Origin of the sequence: Paenibacillus sp. BK720 (genome assembly GCF_011761545.1) — a bacterium.
Taxonomy (GTDB): Bacteria; Bacillota; Bacilli; order Paenibacillales; family Paenibacillaceae; genus Pristimantibacillus.
The window spans coordinates 549,254-565,732 of sequence record NZ_JAASRQ010000003.1 but is presented as its reverse complement, the minus strand read 5'-3'; the positions used below and the strand labels follow the sequence as shown (position 1 = coordinate 565,732).

Genomic DNA, 16,479 nt, shown 5'->3' with positions numbered 1-16,479 from the left:
TTTACATAGTATTTCTTGCTATTGTCAGGGCATTCATTTACTTTGAAATAAAGAGTTTTAAAAGGAATGATGAGACAATGACAAGAGACGATTTGAAAAGACTCATTGAACGCCGCGAAGAAGGCCGGGCAAAGCAGGATCAAGGGATTCTAAGCGAAGTACGCGAGCAATTATTAGAGTTGCTTGGCCATTATCCCGATGATGCGGAAATTAATTACCAAATGGGGATCGCCTGCGATAACTCCGGTCTCGGTAATAAGGCGATTCCCTATTACGAACGAGCAATTGAATTAGGGTTATCCGGTCCTGACCTGGAAAGATGCCTGATGGGACTGGGGAGTACCTACCGTTATTGGGGACAATACGACAAAGCCGTCGAGACTTTGCGGAGAGGCATGAAGGAATTCCCCGGGAACCGCGCCATTCAAGTATTTCTGGCCATGGCCCTGTATAATAGCCACAACTATAAGGAAAGCGTGGGACTTCTGATCACGAACCTGATGGAAAGCACCACCGACGAAAAGCTTCATTACTTCAAACGCGGAATATTGGCTTACAATGAAGATCTTGACGAAACCGCGGAATAAACAGAAGGCTATCGTCGAGCAGCGTTTTATCATTGCAATCATTCATTGAAGCATACCTTTTCAAGCCCTCGAATTATTCGGGGGTCTCTTCCTCTTTTGAGAGAACCTTTTTTTTCAATTCGACTACCTTAGTTTTCAAGAGCCTGTCCCCTAGTCTTCTCCCCGTGATAATGAAAAACAAAAGTTCAAGGGGCCACAATATCAAAGGTACATTTCTAAAAAAAAGCCTGATGATCCCCGGGGTATGTTGAACATTGGATTGATCCCTTACACCTATCCCTACGATTCGTTTCCCGATGCTTCTGCCGTCTATAAGATCTCTGTTATAGAAAACAAACAGAACCAGGAACAGAAGCGGATAAAAGATTTCAAAAGGTCTATTAGAGTTTTCTTCAGTCGAATTTAAATTGATGAGGATACTAATTGGAACAAAAATAAGCAGAACCAAGATATAATCAATAAAAAATGCCAATAGTCTATTCCTCTTCATTACTGCCCCTGCTTTCAACGTTAAGTTGTGATGGATTCTAGAAAAATACGGTATAAAGCAAATAATATCCTACTTATCGCGCAATAAGAAGCCAAATAAAAAAGCTGTCTCCTTGCGGCGGGAGACAGCCCCGGTTAAACCATGGAATTCGCGATTTTCAGCAAGGTTTCCGGCTTGTATTTGACCTTCAAATATTTCTTGTTGCCGATGCCAAGCATATACTGCATCCCATTTTTCTGAAACCTCAACTCATAGCCTAAATCATAATTCACTCTGTAAAGCGCCTTGGTTCCGTCTTTCAGCGTGTAGTACACATCATCTTTATCAAACTTGAAGCGATCCAAATCCACGGTTACCGGAGACGCTTTAACCTTGAAAAAACCGTTTATTTCATCGTTCCGATACAACAGCTCGATTGAGCTGTCCTCCTCGATGTAGCCATGAAATTCAGTCACCTTCTTAAAAGGCAGCTCGGTTGGCGCTAAGAGATGACGCTTGAATTTGTATTGATATTCTCTTATTAAGCGAGCCTCTTCCGCCAGCGGGTTGAATCCCTCGTATAAAACACGGATCTGCGTAATACGGCCGTAATTAACCGACAACTCCCAGATATAAGCCAGTCGCTCGGTTTTTCGTTTCTCGTCATAAAGGTTCACCATAAGGACTTGCACTCCGCTTATAGGCGAGGGTACAAGCTGATAGCTTTGCGCGGAAACATGTTCCGGTATCTCGGGAATACGCACATAATCTTGATCGATGCAGCTTTGTGCTTTTTTATAGTCATTGCGCGTAATGGCCTTGGCGAATTCAACAGCGGGGTCGTTCTCTTTCGCAAAAGCAGGCATCCCGAATAGATAAGTAAATCCGAGAATTATCGCAATTGTCCATATCCACTTTTTCAATAGCAAACACCTCAATGTTGGGATATTATATTTATTCCCACTATAAGGATTTAAATATGCTCTTGCGATTCTATGGCAAGCGCCCAAATTTTATCGCCCTTCCCATTCCTCGCGCAAATCCGAATGGAATCGTAGTACTAGCCATTATAAAGCCGCACGCAGCCCTACTTTCGAACTAGTCCGAACGGTCCCTCTTTTACAATACCCTATCACACAAATCTGGAAGCACGTGGTAAACTAACGCCGGAAAGATACAATTGGGAGGTATGGTTATGGAGAGATTGCTTCAAGTGAGACACAAATGGCTCAAGTTGCTGCTGATGCTGCTGCTGGTTGTACCGGTTCAGTATCAATGGACAAGCAATAGCGCTCATGCGGAGGGACCATCGGATCCTGCCCCTTACATCAACGCAAAGGTCGTCAACGAGAATGCGGGCAAAAAAGTGCTGTTCGACAACACGCACGCGCAAACGGCTGGAGCAGCGGACTGGGTTATCGACGGCGGCTTCTCGGATTTCGCCAACGGGCTTGCTAACAATGGCTATTTTGTCCAAGAGCTTCGCAAGTCGACCCCGTTTACGTATGACGATTTGAAAGGCTATGACGTATTCGTAATAGCTGAACCCAACATTCCGTTCAAAACTTCGGAGCAAGCTGCCATGGAGCAATATGTGGAAGGCGGCGGCAGCATCTTCTTCATCGGCGACCATTACAACGCGGACCGGAATAAAAACCGCTGGGACGGCTCGGAGTCCATTAACGGCTACCGCCGCGGCGCATGGACGAATCCGGCTCAAGGCATGAGCACGGAGGAAGCCAATTCCTCGGCCATGCAAAATGTCGCAAGCTCGGACTGGCTGGCCGATCACTTCGGCATCCGCTTCCGTTACAATGCGCTTGGCGACATTAACGCAACAAACATTGTCGCTCCGAATCAGGCGTTTGGCATTACGGAAGGCGTATCGGCCGTCGCCATGCATGCCGGCTCGACGCTTGCCATTATTGATCCGGCAAAAGCAAAAGGCATTGTGTACCTGCCTCAAACAAACGAAGCATGGGCAAGCGCGGTTGACCAAGGGGTATACAACGGCGGCGGCACAGCGGAAGGCCCTTATGTAGCCGTCTCCAAGCTTGGCGGCGGGAAAGCGGCTTTTATCGGCGATTCCTCCCCCGTTGAGGACGTCACGCCTAAATATTTGCGTGAAGATACGGGCGCTAAGAAAACCACTTACGACGGCTTCAAAGAAGCGAATGACGGCGTATTGCTCGTGAACCTGATCGACTGGCTGTCGACAAAGGAAAGCTATACAAGCCTCAGCCAAGTAAATGGCTTGCAGCTCGACCAGCCTACTGCCCTGCTTCCTTTCGAGACGCCATCCTTGTCCACGGAGCCGCAGCCTGAACCATGGGCAGCTCCGAATGCAGGCTACAAATGGTATGACCGCTCGACGTTTAAGGCTGGTTCATACGGCGGCGCGACGGCTGTCTCGAATCCGGCATACAGCTTTGTCCACCAGTCAACGCTGCCCAGCAGCGGAACGTCGTTCCCGGTTCGTGTCGTATTTAACAACCTGGCTCCTAATTCGACCGTCAGCAATTATCAGATTGGCGTTTATTTAACGAGCGGCGGCACCCAAATCGCTCAGGTGCAAAATACGGACGGAACTTGGCCGACGGCTTACGGCTACAGCGCGAACTTCAGCGTTACGGCCGACGCCGCGGGACATGCTTATAAGGATTTAACCATCCGCTTAAAAGCCGGATCCACCGGTGCCGCTAATCTTCGGCTTAGACAAAACAGCACGAACCTGCTGACTGAAGCCGTTACGCTCGGCAACGTACCGGCTGAGCCGCTTCCGGGCGACGAAGGCGGAATCCCGGCCAAGAGCACCATTGCGGAATCCCGTGCCGCAAACGTAGGCGCCACCGTTACGGTTGAAGGCGTGGTGACGACGGAGCCTGGTATTTTCGGCGGGCAAACCTTCTACCTGCAGGATGAGACAGGCGGTATTTACGTGTACCAGAACGCAGCCGGTTATCATCAGGGCGATGTTGTCAAAGTAACGGCAACCACCGCACTCTATAATGCCGAGCTTGAGCTTGGGGATATTGTCGCGATCGAAAAAACAGGGACGGCGGCTTTGCCGGCCCCAAGCGCGGTAAACGCAGCGGACGGCTCCAATCAAGGCCAACTGCTTCAGCTGAGGGACGTCGCGATTGCCAATATCGTCTCCGCCACGCCATCCGGCTCCTTCGAATTTGATGCGGTCAGCGATAACGGAACGGTTAATCATATCCGTGTTGACGGTCGCACGGGCCTTACGCAAAGCAGCTTCCCTTACGCCGTTGGCCAGAGGGTAACGATTACCGGCGTGTCCGCTATTTTCAAAGACTTGTACCAGCTCAAACCGCGCAGCCTCGCGGATTTCACGGTTTCTCAACCGGCGGATAACGCGCCGCCAACCGCTGAAGCCTCGCTGTCCGCTTCCCCTAATGCGGAAGGCTGGTTTAATCGGGATGTTCAAGTGGCCGTAACCGCTAAAGACAACTCGGAAGGTAAAGTAGAATCGTTTTACGCGTTAAACAACGATAGCTTTTCCGATTACATAACGCCGGTTACCGTAACCGCTGAGGGCAATCATACATTTACTTATTACGCGGTTGATGCGGCAGGCAACAAAAGCAGCGTGGCTTCGGTCCATGTCCCATTGGACAAGACCGCTCCAACTGCGGTGTTAACGCAATCCGGCGGACAAGTGGCAGACGTTGTTGAGACGGCGACTCTTGTCTATGAAATTGCAAGCAGCGACTCGCTTTCCGGTGTTGCTTCGGAGCAGCTGCTCTTGGACAATAGCGTAATTGCAAATGGATATTCTATCGCAGCCTCCAAGCTTGGTATCGGAAGCCATACGGTCAAATATACGGTAACCGACAACGCAGGCAATACGTCCACCGCAAGCTACGCGTTCAAAGTGACAAGCAAGCCGCTTGCCGCCGGTGCTCCGGGAACGCCCGTCTTATCCCATGACAACGGCTGGGATAACGGTCTTCAAGACGGTAGCTATACGGTAACGATGAACCTGTGGTGGGGCAATAACGGCACAGAGTACAGACTGTATGAGAATGGCGTGCTGGTCGATACCGCCCAATTGAAGGACGCCTCTCCTTTCGCCCAATCCGTTCAAACCAAAATCGCGGGCAAAGCTAACGGAACCTACACGTACACCGCGGAATTGATGAATGCCTACGGCAAAACGTCCAGCAGCACGCTGGTCGTTCAAGTAACCGACGCTTCACCGGGCAAAGCCGTCCTGTCCCATGACAACTGGGATCAAGACGGAAGCTACAAAGTAACGATGAACCTATGGTGGGGCACAAACGCATCGGAATATCGCTTATACGAGAATGGCGTGCTAATTGATACGCAATCGCTGAAGGAAGCTACTCCCGCGGCGCAAACCGCCGTAACCGCCGTTTCGGAGAAAAAGCCCGGCACCTACGAATACCGCTGCGAGCTAGTGAATGCGGCAGGCGTTACCACTAGCGATACCATTACCGTTACCGTCACGAAATAATGGGATAAAAAACGAACGTCAAGAAACCCCAAGCCTTATGGCTTGGGGTTTTCGCTTTTCATGCGGACAACGATTTTGCCTTTAAACTCCCCTTCCCCGAAATACCGGAGAGCCTCGGCGGCATCCTGCAGGCCATAAAGCCGGTCAATGACGGGAGCAATCCGGCCCGCCTCAGCAAGCGACCGCCATACCTGTTGATCCGCCTGATTCGGCTTATGAACCAGAATGGTCATGTTCTTCTTCTCAAGCCTGCGGAATAGCGGTGCGGCCAGCAGGGTCTGGAGAAGACGCGGCATTAAGCCGCCAATCATGACGTACGTACCGCCTTTCTTAAGCGCACGCTTTACCTTGAAGACCGAACGGGTCCCCACTACATCGAGGATAAGATCGTATTGCCTTCCGGTCGCGGTAAAGTCCTCTTTCTCGTAATCCAGCATATGATCCGCTCCGAGTGACAGCAGCATGTCCCGCTTGCTTGCACGGTCCACGGCGGTTACTTCAGCCTCATGCAGCTTGGCATATTGGATCGCAAACGTCCCTACGCCACCCCCTGCCCCATTGATAAGCACATGCTGGCCCTTCTGCAAATTCCCTTTATCGCGCATTCCCTGCAGGGCAAGCACGGCGGCTTGCGGAATCGCAGCCGCTTGCTCGAAGCTTAGCCGCTTCGGCATTGGGGTCAAGGCATCCTCACGCGCGCATACATATTCGGCAAATCCTCCCCAGCTGCAGCCGGATAGATCGCCGAACACCTCGTCGCCCGGCCGGAACCGCGTGGCGGAGGCGCCAACGGCAATTATTTTCCCGGCAATATCCGCGCCAAGAATCGGATACCGCGGCTTGCGGAAGCCGCCAATGCGGGTTATGTACGGCTTGCCGCGGAGCAGATCCCAATCCCATGAATTGACCGAAGCGGCATGAACCTCGATCAGCACTTCATGCTCCTTCGGCGCAGGGACTTCCACTTCTTTGATCCGGAGAACCTCCGGCGAACCGTAAGCTTCATAGACCAGCGCTTTCATCGTAATAGACTTCATGGCAGCCCTCCATATTACACCGTTCAAATGGCGTTAAAGCTTTTCATCGCTTGGTTGATCCGTTTTAGAAGAAGCGGGTTATCTTTATTGTACGACCAATAGGTAAAGCCGGGTGCAAATCTTATATCCATCTAAAAAAGAAACCGTAATCGACTTTTACGTTATTCTTCTTCGCCCAGTCAGCGATATCAGCGAAGCCTTGCTCCTCTTTATCCACGTACCTGAAGCACATGCGGACAGGAACAATTCTCGCGCCATGAGGCTTGATCCCGATAATGGGGTGAACCGAGTCCCTTCTGATCATGATGACCTTAATTTGCTCCGGAGCAATCGTATTTCCATTGAGCAAAAGCGCATCCTCCCGCAGGCAGAGATCAATCGGCTTCTGAACGGCCCGGTACAGCGACCAAAGCAATGCGGCAGCGCAGAAGCAGAACACCGCGATTCCGAAAATAGACAAGGCGGTACCGTCGTCTTTCCCCCGCAGCTTGCTAACAAGAAAGAGTGAACACAGCACCGTCATCCCGAAAATGTTCTTAACGCCCGAAGGGTTTCTGACCGCATGCTTGAATGGCTGATTGTCCAATTCATCCAACCTCCCCTGATCAAGTACGAGATTGTATATTACTATTCCATACACGGCCAAATCATCCTGCCTATGAGCCATGAAATGAAAAATCCGCTTGAAAGCTTGCTTGACAGAAACTGGATACGAGTGTACTCTTGTCACTAGGAATTCCACTAGGGGCGCCCGCAAGGGCTGAGATAAGGCGTAGCCTTGGTCCCTTCGAACCTGATCTGGGTCATGCCAGCGTAGGAAAGTGGTCTTGTGCGCGTCAGTCATATGCGATAGAAACGGGTGCTATTGTCATTCGTCCGTTTCGATTTGCACGGATTTCGACACCTCAAGCCGCTCCCGACGGGGCGGCTTTTTTCGTTGCCGGATATCGTCCGGCCGCATCAAAAGCTGTCTTTGTGGGAGCGGCCGGGGGGATGCGAGCTTTGCCCTGCCGGGGCGAGCTCTGCCTATTCGTCGTGCCTAACGCGTACATTCTCATTTCCCCTAACAACGGCCTCCTAGCGGACATTCCTGAATCTATCGAATGTTCTTAAGGAGGTTTTTTGATGCCGATTTTATCGACGCCGCTGCCGGGCAGCCGCAAAACGTATGTGAGAGGATCGAGGGAAGATATTCGGGTTCCCGTGCGCGAAATCGTATTAGCCGACAGCCAAGGGAAAGACGGACAGCCGCAGCCGAATGAACCGGTGCAGGTGTATGACTCTAGCGGCCCTTACACGGACGAGTCCTACGAGGCCGATGTACGCAAAGGGCTCCCGATTGTGCGGGGCGGGTGGATTAACGAACGTTGCGACACGGAAGCCTACGACGGCCGCATCGTCAGGCCGGAAGACAACGGCTTTGCAAACGAGGAACGCGCGAAGGAGAAAGGCGCGGAAGTATTTCCCGGCCTGAACCACCGGCCTCTTCAGGCACAACCGGGGCGAAACGTGACCCAGCTTCACTACGCCCGCAAAGGCATCGTCACTTCGGAAATGGAGTTTATTGCGATTCGCGAGGGTGTTGATCCCAAGCTGGTCCGTTCGGAGGTAGCCCGCGGACGTGCGGTTATACCGGCGAACATCAATCATCCCGAACTCGAACCGATGATCATCGGGAGCCGCTTCCATGTAAAGATTAACGCCAACATCGGCAATTCGGCCGTTACCTCCTCTATCGAAGAGGAAGTCGAGAAGATGACGTGGGCGACCCGCTGGGGAGCGGATACGATCATGGACTTGTCCACGGGCAAAAACATCCATACGACCCGCGAATGGATTATCCGCAACTCCCCCGTTCCCGTTGGCACGGTGCCGATTTACCAGGCGCTTGAAAAAGTGAACGGAAAAGCGGAAGACCTGAGCTGGGAAGTGTTCCGCGATACGTTAATTGAACAGGCGGAACAAGGAGTCGATTATTTCACCATTCATGCCGGCGTGCTGCTGCGTTACATTCCGCTTACCGCCAAGCGCGTCACCGGCATCGTTTCCCGTGGCGGCTCCATCATGGCCGCCTGGTGTCTCGCTCACCACAAGGAAAACTTCCTCTATACCCACTTTGAAGAAATATGCGAGATTATGAAAGCTTACGACGTAACGTTTTCGCTTGGGGACGGCCTTCGTCCAGGCTCCATTGCGGACGCTAACGACGAAGCTCAATTCGCGGAGCTGAGAACGCTTGGAGAATTGACGGAAATCGCTTGGAAGCATGATGTTCAGGTTATGATCGAAGGGCCGGGCCACGTTCCCCTGCATCTGATCAAAGAAAACGTCGATCTCCAAATGGAAATCTGCAAGGAAGCGCCGTTTTATACGCTGGGGCCGCTGACCACGGACATCGCGCCGGGCTACGACCATATCACATCGGCGATAGGAGCGGCGATGATCGGTTGGTTCGGAACGGCAATGTTATGCTACGTAACGCCGAAAGAGCATCTGGGCCTTCCCAATAAAGAAGACGTTAAAGACGGTGTCATCGCCTACAAAATAGCGGCGCATGCCGCCGACCTCGCCAAAGGACATCCCATGGCGAAACTCCGGGACGATGCCTTGTCGAAGGCAAGGTTCGAATTCCGATGGCGCGACCAGTTCCATTTGTCCCTTGATCCCGAACGGGCAATCGCCTACCATGACGAGACGCTGCCAGCCGAGGCGGCGAAAACGGCTCACTTCTGCTCCATGTGCGGACCGAAGTTCTGCAGCATGCGGATTACGCAAGACATCCGGGAATACGCGGAAGCACGGGGTCTGAACAACGAAGAGGCTTTCCAGGCCGGAATGAAAGAACAGGCGGATTCGTTCAAAATGTCCGGGAGCAAGCTGTACGGCTGAAGCAAAACGACGCATATCTAGGGGTGAAAACAAAAGATGGCTGTGCCAAAGTCATTATTCATGACTTTGGCACAGCCAGCCCCGTTGCCGATTTTCAATTTAACCTTTTACCGAACCGGCCGCGATGCCTTCTACGATCCGGTCGCTGAGGAACAAGAACGTGATAAGGATCGGCAGGATGCTGATCATCAGCGTGGCGCCGATTGCGCCCCAATCGGTGGTGTATTGGCCGATAAAGTTCTGTACGCCAACGGTAAGCGTCTTGAACTTATCCGAGCTGATAAACGTATTGACGAAAATAAATTCGTTCCAGTTGTAGATCATGTTGATGATGCCCGTTGTCGCGAGCACTGAGCTGGTCATCGGGAACACGATGCTGAAGAATACCTTATGGATGCTGGCTCCATCGATGATAGCCGCTTCCTCCACTTCCTTCGGCAGAGCGACATAGAAGCCAAGCAGAATCATAATGGTGATCGGCATGTTAAATGCCACGTAAGACAGGATGAGAGACAACGGATTGTCGATCAGATGGACCTTGTTGAACATGCTGAACAGCGGAATCAGCGTCGAGTGTACCGGAATCATCATGGCAACCATAAAAAGACCGAGGACAAGCGAGCTGAGCTTCCATTTCATGCGGGTAATCGCGAACGTCACAAGGCTACCAAGCACAATCGTCGCAGCCGTTGCCGCTACCGTAATCCATACGCTGTTCAGGAAATACGTATCGATATTGCCCGCGTTCCACACTTTGCTGTAGTTGCTCCAGTGCGGAGGCGATGGCAAAGCAAACGGCGATAGATTAAACACTTCCTGGTTGTTTTTCAAAGAGAAGAACAAGAGCCAGATGAGCGGATAAACCTGGAACACCGCTACGGCAATGAGAACAATGTACAGTACAGCGTAGCCGACCTTCATTCCTATTCTCGAACCGGATTTCGCTTCTCCGCCCAGTTTCATAGTTGTCGATGACATGAAGCGTACCTCCTGAAAAGAATTATCACCCAAACAGCCTTTATAAGGCTGTTTGTGATGATTCTTACCTCGTAAGCATTAGCTTAATGAATTTATTTTACTTAGGAATACTGGATCGTGTCTTTGCTGGCCGTTGCCTTTCGGATGATCCATGTTGCTACCAGACAGATAACAAGCAGGAAGAAGCCAACCGCGCTGCCGTAACCGAAGTCATAAGCCTTAAAGGCTTTATGGTACATGTACGACGCCATTACTTCGCTGGAGCCGTTCGGCCCGCCGTCCGTCATGACGTAAATCAGGTCGAAGTACTTCAGGGAACCTACGACCGCCAGGACAATCGTTACTTTCACAACCTCCATGACAAGGGGGAATTTGATTCTCCAAGCGATCTGGAACGAATTCGCTCCGTCAATCTTAGCCGCTTCTTCAAGCGAAGAAGGGATGTTCTTCAATGCCGCATAGTAGATCAAAATATAGAAGCCCGCGTACTGCCACAGAATCGGAATAAACAATGCGAACAGAACAAGATCCGTCTCTGCAAGCCAGGCGGGAGGATTTGCAACGCCAAGGGATTCCAGCAAGCTATTCATAATGCCGTTGGTAGGGTGATAGATTTTGAGCCACAGCTGAGCGATTGCCACCGAGGACAGCAGCATCGGGATTAAGTAAATTTTGCGGAACAGATTTGCTCCTTTAAGCTTTGCCGCAAGCACCATTGCTACGATGAGATAGATGATAAGGCTGACCATGGAAAATACAGCTAGCAGCAGCGAATGTCCCGCACTGCTCCAGAAATCTTGATCCTTAATCAACGCTGCGTAGTTATCGAGGCCCACCCACTTCATTGCGCCAATGCCGTTCCATTCGTTCAATCCGTAATAGCCCGTCAGAACGATGGGGATATAAACGACGGCTAGAATGAGCAGAAGGGATGGCAGAACGTATAATGCGATGACTTTCTTGTTAGATAGCACCTTATCCAAGTTGGCCGACTCCTTTCTCTGTCAAAAATAAGGAGGGCGGCCTATCCGGTATTTCGAACCCGTCCGTCCGGATAGGCCTCCCTTTATTTTTGGATGTCTGAACTAGTTGCCTTTCGCGATGGCCGCATCTTGCTCGGATGCAAATTTCTCTGGGTTAACGGCTTTGCCGAAGAGCGATTGAATCATGTTCAGATGAGTCTCAGCCGCATTGGCCGGCAATTGAACGTCCGCGAACAAGGTGATGCTGCTTGCTTTGTTCAGTTCGTTGAACAGGTCGATGTACAGCTGCGGCAGCTTAATCGAAGAAGTATCGATCTTCGTAGCCGGGATAACGCCCGCGCCGGTTACGGATTGCTCGCCCCACTTCGTTACGAAGTATTGAACGAATGCTTTCGCTTCTTCTTTCACTTTCGAGTTCTCCGCTACGAACAAGCCTACGCCGGGACCGCCAACCCAGCTGTCCGCGTTGCCTTTGCCGCCTTCAACCGTCGGGAATTTAAAGAATCCAACGCTGTCGCGGAACGATTGCGGAATGTCTTCGTTGGTTGTGAAGTTCGGCAGCTCCCAAGTACCCATCAAGTACATCGCGGCATTGCCGTTCAGGAATTCGGATTTCGCTTCTTCGTTCGACAGACCGTTAAAGCCTTTCACGAATGCGTTTGCGTCAACCAGGGATTGCACCTCGGAAGCCGCTTGCTGCAGACCCGGATCCGTGAATTTCGCCGCGCCTTTGATGGCGTTGGCTACGGTCTCTTGACCGGCAATGCGGTCAGCCAGGTACATGTACCACAGGGAACCCGTCCAGCGGTCTTTGTTGCCGAGGGCGATTGGAGCTACGCCGTTGTCGGACAGCGTTTTCACAACTTGCTTGAATTGCTCGTAAGTCGTTGGAACTTCAAGATTGTACTTCTTGAATATTTCTTTGTTGTAGTAGATCGGAGCGATGTTGAACTCCAGCGGAAGCGCATACGTTTTGCCGTCGATCGCGTAAGCCTCCGTTGTGCCTGCTACGAATTTGCCGTTCAGCTCGCCGCTCAGCAGATCGTCGACCGGCGTGAACAGCTGGCCGTCTACATACGGCTTGAGGAAGCCTGCCGCCCAAGTTACGCCTACATCAGGAAGCTGGTTGGATGCCGAGAGGACCTTCAGCTTGTTTTTGTATTGCTCGTTATCCAGTACCTCTTGCTTGATCGTCACGTTTGGATGTTCTTTTTGGTAATCGTTGATGATCTGGTTCACGATTTTGTTCTGACCCGCGGATACGCCTTCCGGCCACAGGTGCATGAAGTTGATCGTTACCTTCTTGTCGGAACCGCTTTCAGAGGAGCCCCCGTTAGAAGCCGTGTTGCCGTTATTTGAGCTGCTGCCGCTGTTGTTGCCGCATGCTGCCGTTACGATGGCGAGACAGAGAATAAGTCCGAGTGTCATCCACTTCGATTTTTTGAACACGTTTACAACCCCTTTTGACTGATGTGTTTGTATTGCTAAACAAATTGTAACAGCGCTTTCACAGCAGCATAAGGTATTGCGAGTTGGGAAAAGTACTACTTTTATTGGATTGTCTCCTCCGCATGCGAGACGTTTTTCCGGTATTGCCCAGGGCTTACGCCTTCATGCGACCGGAACACTTTAACGAAATATTTCGCCGTCTGGTAGCCCGCTTTTTCGGCTATCTCGTTAATCGACAGGCGCGTGCCGGTCAGCAGCTCCTTGGCTCTTTGCACTCGGCGCCTTGTCAAATAATCGCTGAAGGTCAGCCCGGTCTGCTCCTTGAACAGGACGCTGAAATAGCTTGCGTTCATGTGCAGGTGATCGGCAATATCCCTCATCGTAACAGGCTCGTGAAGATGCTCATCCAGATACTGAATCGATTCCTTCACCGGCGCGCTGTACTGCGTCTCCTGCTCGCTAGTCTCCAGCAGCTTCGTATCGACAAGCCGCTCCATGCGCTCAATCCGGTTCAGCTCCTCCTCCTTGCGGAACGCAAGCTCCACGGCTTCCACCAGCTTCTTCTTGTCCAGCGGCTTCAGCAAATATTCGATAACGCCAAATTGCAAAGCTTTATGGGCATAGTCGAACTGCGGATGGCCGGAGATAACGATCACAACCGGAGGATGCTGCCTATCCCTTAGCTTCTCTACCAGCTCCAGCCCGTTAATCTCCGGCATCCGGATATCGGTAATAACCAGATTGGCTTCATTCGCCTCCAGCCATTCCAATGCTTCCACGGCACTTGAGGATGTGGTGATTTCGTAACGGCCTGCCGACCATGACTCCAGCACCTTCCGCACGCCTTCCCTTGTTCTTGGCTCATCATCTACGATCAGAATGGTCTTCATCTTGCCTCGCCCCCATGTTCATCGGTATTTCAAAGGACATCCTAGTGCCCATTCCCTGCTCGCTCTGAATCTCCAGGCCTTCCGTCTCTTCCCCGTAGTAAAGCCTTAGTCTTCGGTCAACGTTGGATATGCCAACCCCGTTCCCCTTCGCGTCATGGACATGTCCCTGCTTCATCGCCGCATACAGCGATTGCACCTTGTCCAGGCTCATGCCCGGACCGTTGTCCGTAACGGAAATCCGGATATAGCCCGGCCGCTCGGTTTTCTCCACGTCAATGACGACCGAGCCTTGTCCGATCCTCTGCTCTACCCCGTGCGAAATCGCATTCTCGACAAGCGGCTGGACAAGCAGCTTCGGAATCGGAACGCTCCGAAGGCTTTCGTCTCCTTCTATCCTCCACTTCAGCCGGTCGATCAAACGCATCTCCATGATTTTCAGATAACGTTCCGCATGCTCCAGCTCATCGGCTACCGTTACCCATTCGTCATCGTCGGCGCGGTTGATCACATACCGGAACAGGCCGGACATCGCGACGACAACCTGGGACAGCTCTTCTTCAGCCTTGTCCTCAAGCGCCCAATATAAAGCTTCCAGGGTGTTGAAAAGAAAATGCGGATTGATCTGCGCCTGCAGCGCCTTGAGCTCCGTCCGGCTTTGAATAATCTCCTTCTCGTACACCACTTCAATCAGCTCGTTCAAATACGCGACCATCTGGTTGTACGTATTGTTCAGCTCGTTAATCTCCAGCGTGGAGGACGTTACCGGTATAGGCCTCAGCGAGCCGTACTTTGCGCCTCTCATCGCCTTGATCAAATTAAGAATCGGGCTCGTGATCATGATCGACAGGATAAAGGTCAGGATCAGGAACAACAGCACGCCAACCATGACCGATACGATTATCGCCGTGCGCAGCACCGAGACGCCTTCGGCGGCGTATTCGGCCGGCGTCAGAATCAGCACCCGCCACCCTGCCGCACCCTCAAGCTGCTTTTGAATCGGGATATACAATCTGCCGTGCATGCTGACGGTCTTTCCGTCGGTCTTCTGCAGCACGTCCTGCGGAATGTCCGCCGAGAAGTTTGCCGCGATAATCTGACCGGAGCCGTCGATCAGGCCCATTTCTTCCTTGCCGTCAGAGGAGGTATTCGTATCAATAAGCTCAAAATATTTTTTGTCGATTCGGACCAATAAATACCCGGCATTGGAAAAGGATTGGTCAATCAGGCGCACGCGGCGGATCGCCGTAATCTGATTCGGATTGTTAGGATCGATACCGAACCATACCAGTTGGCCCGCGGCACGGTCCGCCTCCCGGATCCATTCATTGGGGACCCGGTTGTATAGGCTGATATCCGTCAGCGGAAACAATACCCGGAAGCCATTCGAGTACAATTCGATCGACTGTACACCGCTTACGTACGCCTGCTGCTTGCGGATTTCATGCTGGAGCACCTGCCGCTCCTCAAAGGTGAGGTTGGTGCCGCCCGCCTCCTTGGCCATCAGACTCTGAATCGACGCGTTGGTGGCTACCTGCATGGTGAACGTTTCCATTTGATGGAGCAGAACGTCCATCTTGCCGGTCGCCTGCACCGCTGTCTGCTGAATATGATTCTCGGCATTATTGCGAAGCAGCTCCGATACTTGTCCGTAAGTAAAAAAGCCTACCGATGCAAGCACCAGCAGCATAACGAGCACGAACCCGAGGAAAATCTGATTGCGCAATGTGTTCATGCGATTAAACTGAAACAACCCGGACACCCCCGCCTAATATCTGTCGCCATAACTATACACAATATAAATAAAAAAAAGAAAGCCCCTTTATCGGGGCTTGGCTATTCGGCGGTCAGCTGCGGGCAGCTTTGCTTCAGTTAGGAGGGCGTCCCGTTCAAACGGAGAAATGCAGGTCCCATCCTAATGGGGGAGATTGCAGAGAAGCCGGGATCCTCGTCGTAACCCAGATCGTATTCGAGAGCCATAAGTCCCTTTTTGGAGCAAAAATCACGGTTGTACCCCCTTGTTCAAAAGCTTCTCCAGACGCTCCTTCACCGGAAGCCATTCTTCCGTAACAATGCTAAATATGACATAATCCATGCCGTTATATTTCTTGCGGAGCACGCCTTCGCGCGTTGCCCCAAGCCGCTCGATCGCCCGCTGCGAGCGATGATGCGAGGTCGTGGTGATGAGTTCAACCCGGACGGCCTCCCATTGCTCGAAAGCATGCTTCAGAAGCAGATATTTGCATTCGGTATTAACGACCGTCCGCCACACCTCGGGCGAATACCAGGTCCAGCCGATATTGAGATTGCGGTGGGACGGGGCGATACGGAGATATCTCGTTGTCCCGACAATCCGGTTCAGCTGTTTGTCAAAGACGGCGAACGGATATTCTTCACCCCGTTCTCTTCCTTGTATCGCCGTATGGACAAAACGCTCCATTTCCTGCAAGGTATGGACTTTGACAGGCAGCTGCTCCCATATTTCGTCCGAACGCGAGCAGGCAAATAACGCCTCGGTATGCTCCTCAGCGATAGGGAGCAGCTCAACCCGTTGGCCTTCCAGCGCCGTAATATTCATCGCAGCAGCTCCTCTCCATACATAAAGAATGAACGATATCCATTTTTTACTATTATTTCATCATAACCCGTCTGTTGTTGCATCGTAAAGAAAAACCGCAGGCTAAGCACCTGCCGATGCCGTA

The 16,479-nt window shown here is 51.7% G+C and carries 13 protein-coding genes and 1 riboswitch; of the genes, 3 read left to right on the top strand and 10 right to left on the bottom strand.

The features are described 5' to 3' along the window. Positions 1-92: 92 nt before the first annotated feature. Positions 93-587, top strand: coding sequence for a tetratricopeptide repeat protein (locus FHT67_RS14590; RefSeq protein WP_243867162.1), 495 nt, complete (start codon positions 93-95; stop codon positions 585-587). Positions 588-660: 73 nt separating this feature from the next. Here FHT67_RS14590 and FHT67_RS30675 read toward each other — a convergent pair whose 3' ends face one another. Together FHT67_RS30675 and FHT67_RS14580 are read right to left on the bottom strand one after the other, a co-directional pair. Further along, positions 661-1,077 (bottom strand): RDD family protein, encoded by a 417-nt coding sequence (locus FHT67_RS30675; protein WP_167199320.1) that lies wholly within the window; start codon positions 1,075-1,077, stop codon positions 661-663. A 134-nt stretch (positions 1,078-1,211) separates the two neighbouring features. Continuing rightward, the gene (locus tag FHT67_RS14580) at positions 1,212-1,979 is read right to left on the bottom strand and encodes a hypothetical protein (RefSeq protein WP_167199318.1); all 768 of its coding nucleotides are present in this window, start codon (positions 1,977-1,979) and stop codon (positions 1,212-1,214) included. 272 nt (positions 1,980-2,251) lie between these two features. Here FHT67_RS14580 and FHT67_RS14575 point away from each other — a divergent pair, with 272 nt between their 5' ends. Further along, positions 2,252-5,554 (top strand): OmpL47-type beta-barrel domain-containing protein, encoded by a 3,303-nt coding sequence (locus tag FHT67_RS14575; RefSeq protein ID WP_167199315.1) that lies wholly within the window; start codon positions 2,252-2,254, stop codon positions 5,552-5,554. 35 nt (positions 5,555-5,589) lie between these two features. Here FHT67_RS14575 and FHT67_RS14570 read toward each other — a convergent pair whose 3' ends face one another. Both FHT67_RS14570 and FHT67_RS14565 read right to left on the bottom strand, forming a co-directional pair. Further along, positions 5,590-6,591 carry an NAD(P)-dependent alcohol dehydrogenase gene (locus FHT67_RS14570; protein WP_167199313.1) on the bottom strand — a complete coding sequence of 334 codons (1,002 nt, stop codon included), beginning with the start codon at positions 6,589-6,591 and terminating at the stop codon, positions 5,590-5,592. Between the two features lie 121 nt (positions 6,592-6,712). Further along, positions 6,713-7,177, bottom strand: a complete 465-nt coding sequence (locus tag FHT67_RS14565; RefSeq protein ID WP_167199310.1) for a hypothetical protein — start codon at positions 7,175-7,177, stop codon at positions 6,713-6,715. 147 nt (positions 7,178-7,324) lie between these two features. Continuing rightward, positions 7,325-7,428, top strand: a riboswitch (TPP riboswitch). A gap of 288 nt (positions 7,429-7,716) precedes the next feature. Here FHT67_RS14565 and thiC point away from each other — a divergent pair. Continuing rightward, complete coding sequence (gene thiC / locus FHT67_RS14560) at positions 7,717-9,480, top strand: phosphomethylpyrimidine synthase ThiC (protein ID WP_167199306.1); 1,764 nt, start codon at positions 7,717-7,719, stop codon at positions 9,478-9,480. A gap of 99 nt (positions 9,481-9,579) precedes the next feature. Here the strand turns inward: thiC and FHT67_RS14555 are convergent, their stop codons facing one another. The 6 genes from FHT67_RS14555 to FHT67_RS14530 all read right to left on the bottom strand — a co-directional run bounded on the left by FHT67_RS14555 (position 9,580) and on the right by FHT67_RS14530 (position 16,355). Further along, positions 9,580-10,458 carry a carbohydrate ABC transporter permease gene (locus FHT67_RS14555; protein WP_132309980.1) on the bottom strand — a complete coding sequence of 293 codons (879 nt, stop codon included), beginning with the start codon at positions 10,456-10,458 and terminating at the stop codon, positions 9,580-9,582. A 101-nt stretch (positions 10,459-10,559) separates the two neighbouring features. Further along, entirely contained in the window at positions 10,560-11,441 is an 882-nt protein-coding gene (locus FHT67_RS14550) for a carbohydrate ABC transporter permease (RefSeq protein ID WP_132309978.1), read from the bottom strand. 102 nt (positions 11,442-11,543) lie between these two features. Then, positions 11,544-12,890, bottom strand: a complete 1,347-nt coding sequence (locus FHT67_RS14545; RefSeq protein WP_132309976.1) for an extracellular solute-binding protein — start codon at positions 12,888-12,890, stop codon at positions 11,544-11,546. Between the two features lie 101 nt (positions 12,891-12,991). After that, positions 12,992-13,780, bottom strand: coding sequence for a response regulator transcription factor (locus FHT67_RS14540; protein WP_132309974.1), 789 nt, complete (start codon positions 13,778-13,780; stop codon positions 12,992-12,994). Beyond that, positions 13,755-15,512 (bottom strand): sensor histidine kinase, encoded by a 1,758-nt coding sequence (locus tag FHT67_RS14535; RefSeq protein WP_243867160.1) that lies wholly within the window; start codon positions 15,510-15,512, stop codon positions 13,755-13,757. The genes FHT67_RS14540 and FHT67_RS14535 overlap by 26 nt, the downstream gene beginning before the upstream one ends. A gap of 267 nt (positions 15,513-15,779) precedes the next feature. Then, positions 15,780-16,355, bottom strand: a complete 576-nt coding sequence (locus FHT67_RS14530) for a GNAT family N-acetyltransferase (RefSeq protein ID WP_167199303.1) — start codon at positions 16,353-16,355, stop codon at positions 15,780-15,782. Between the last annotated feature and the right edge of the window lie 124 nt (positions 16,356-16,479).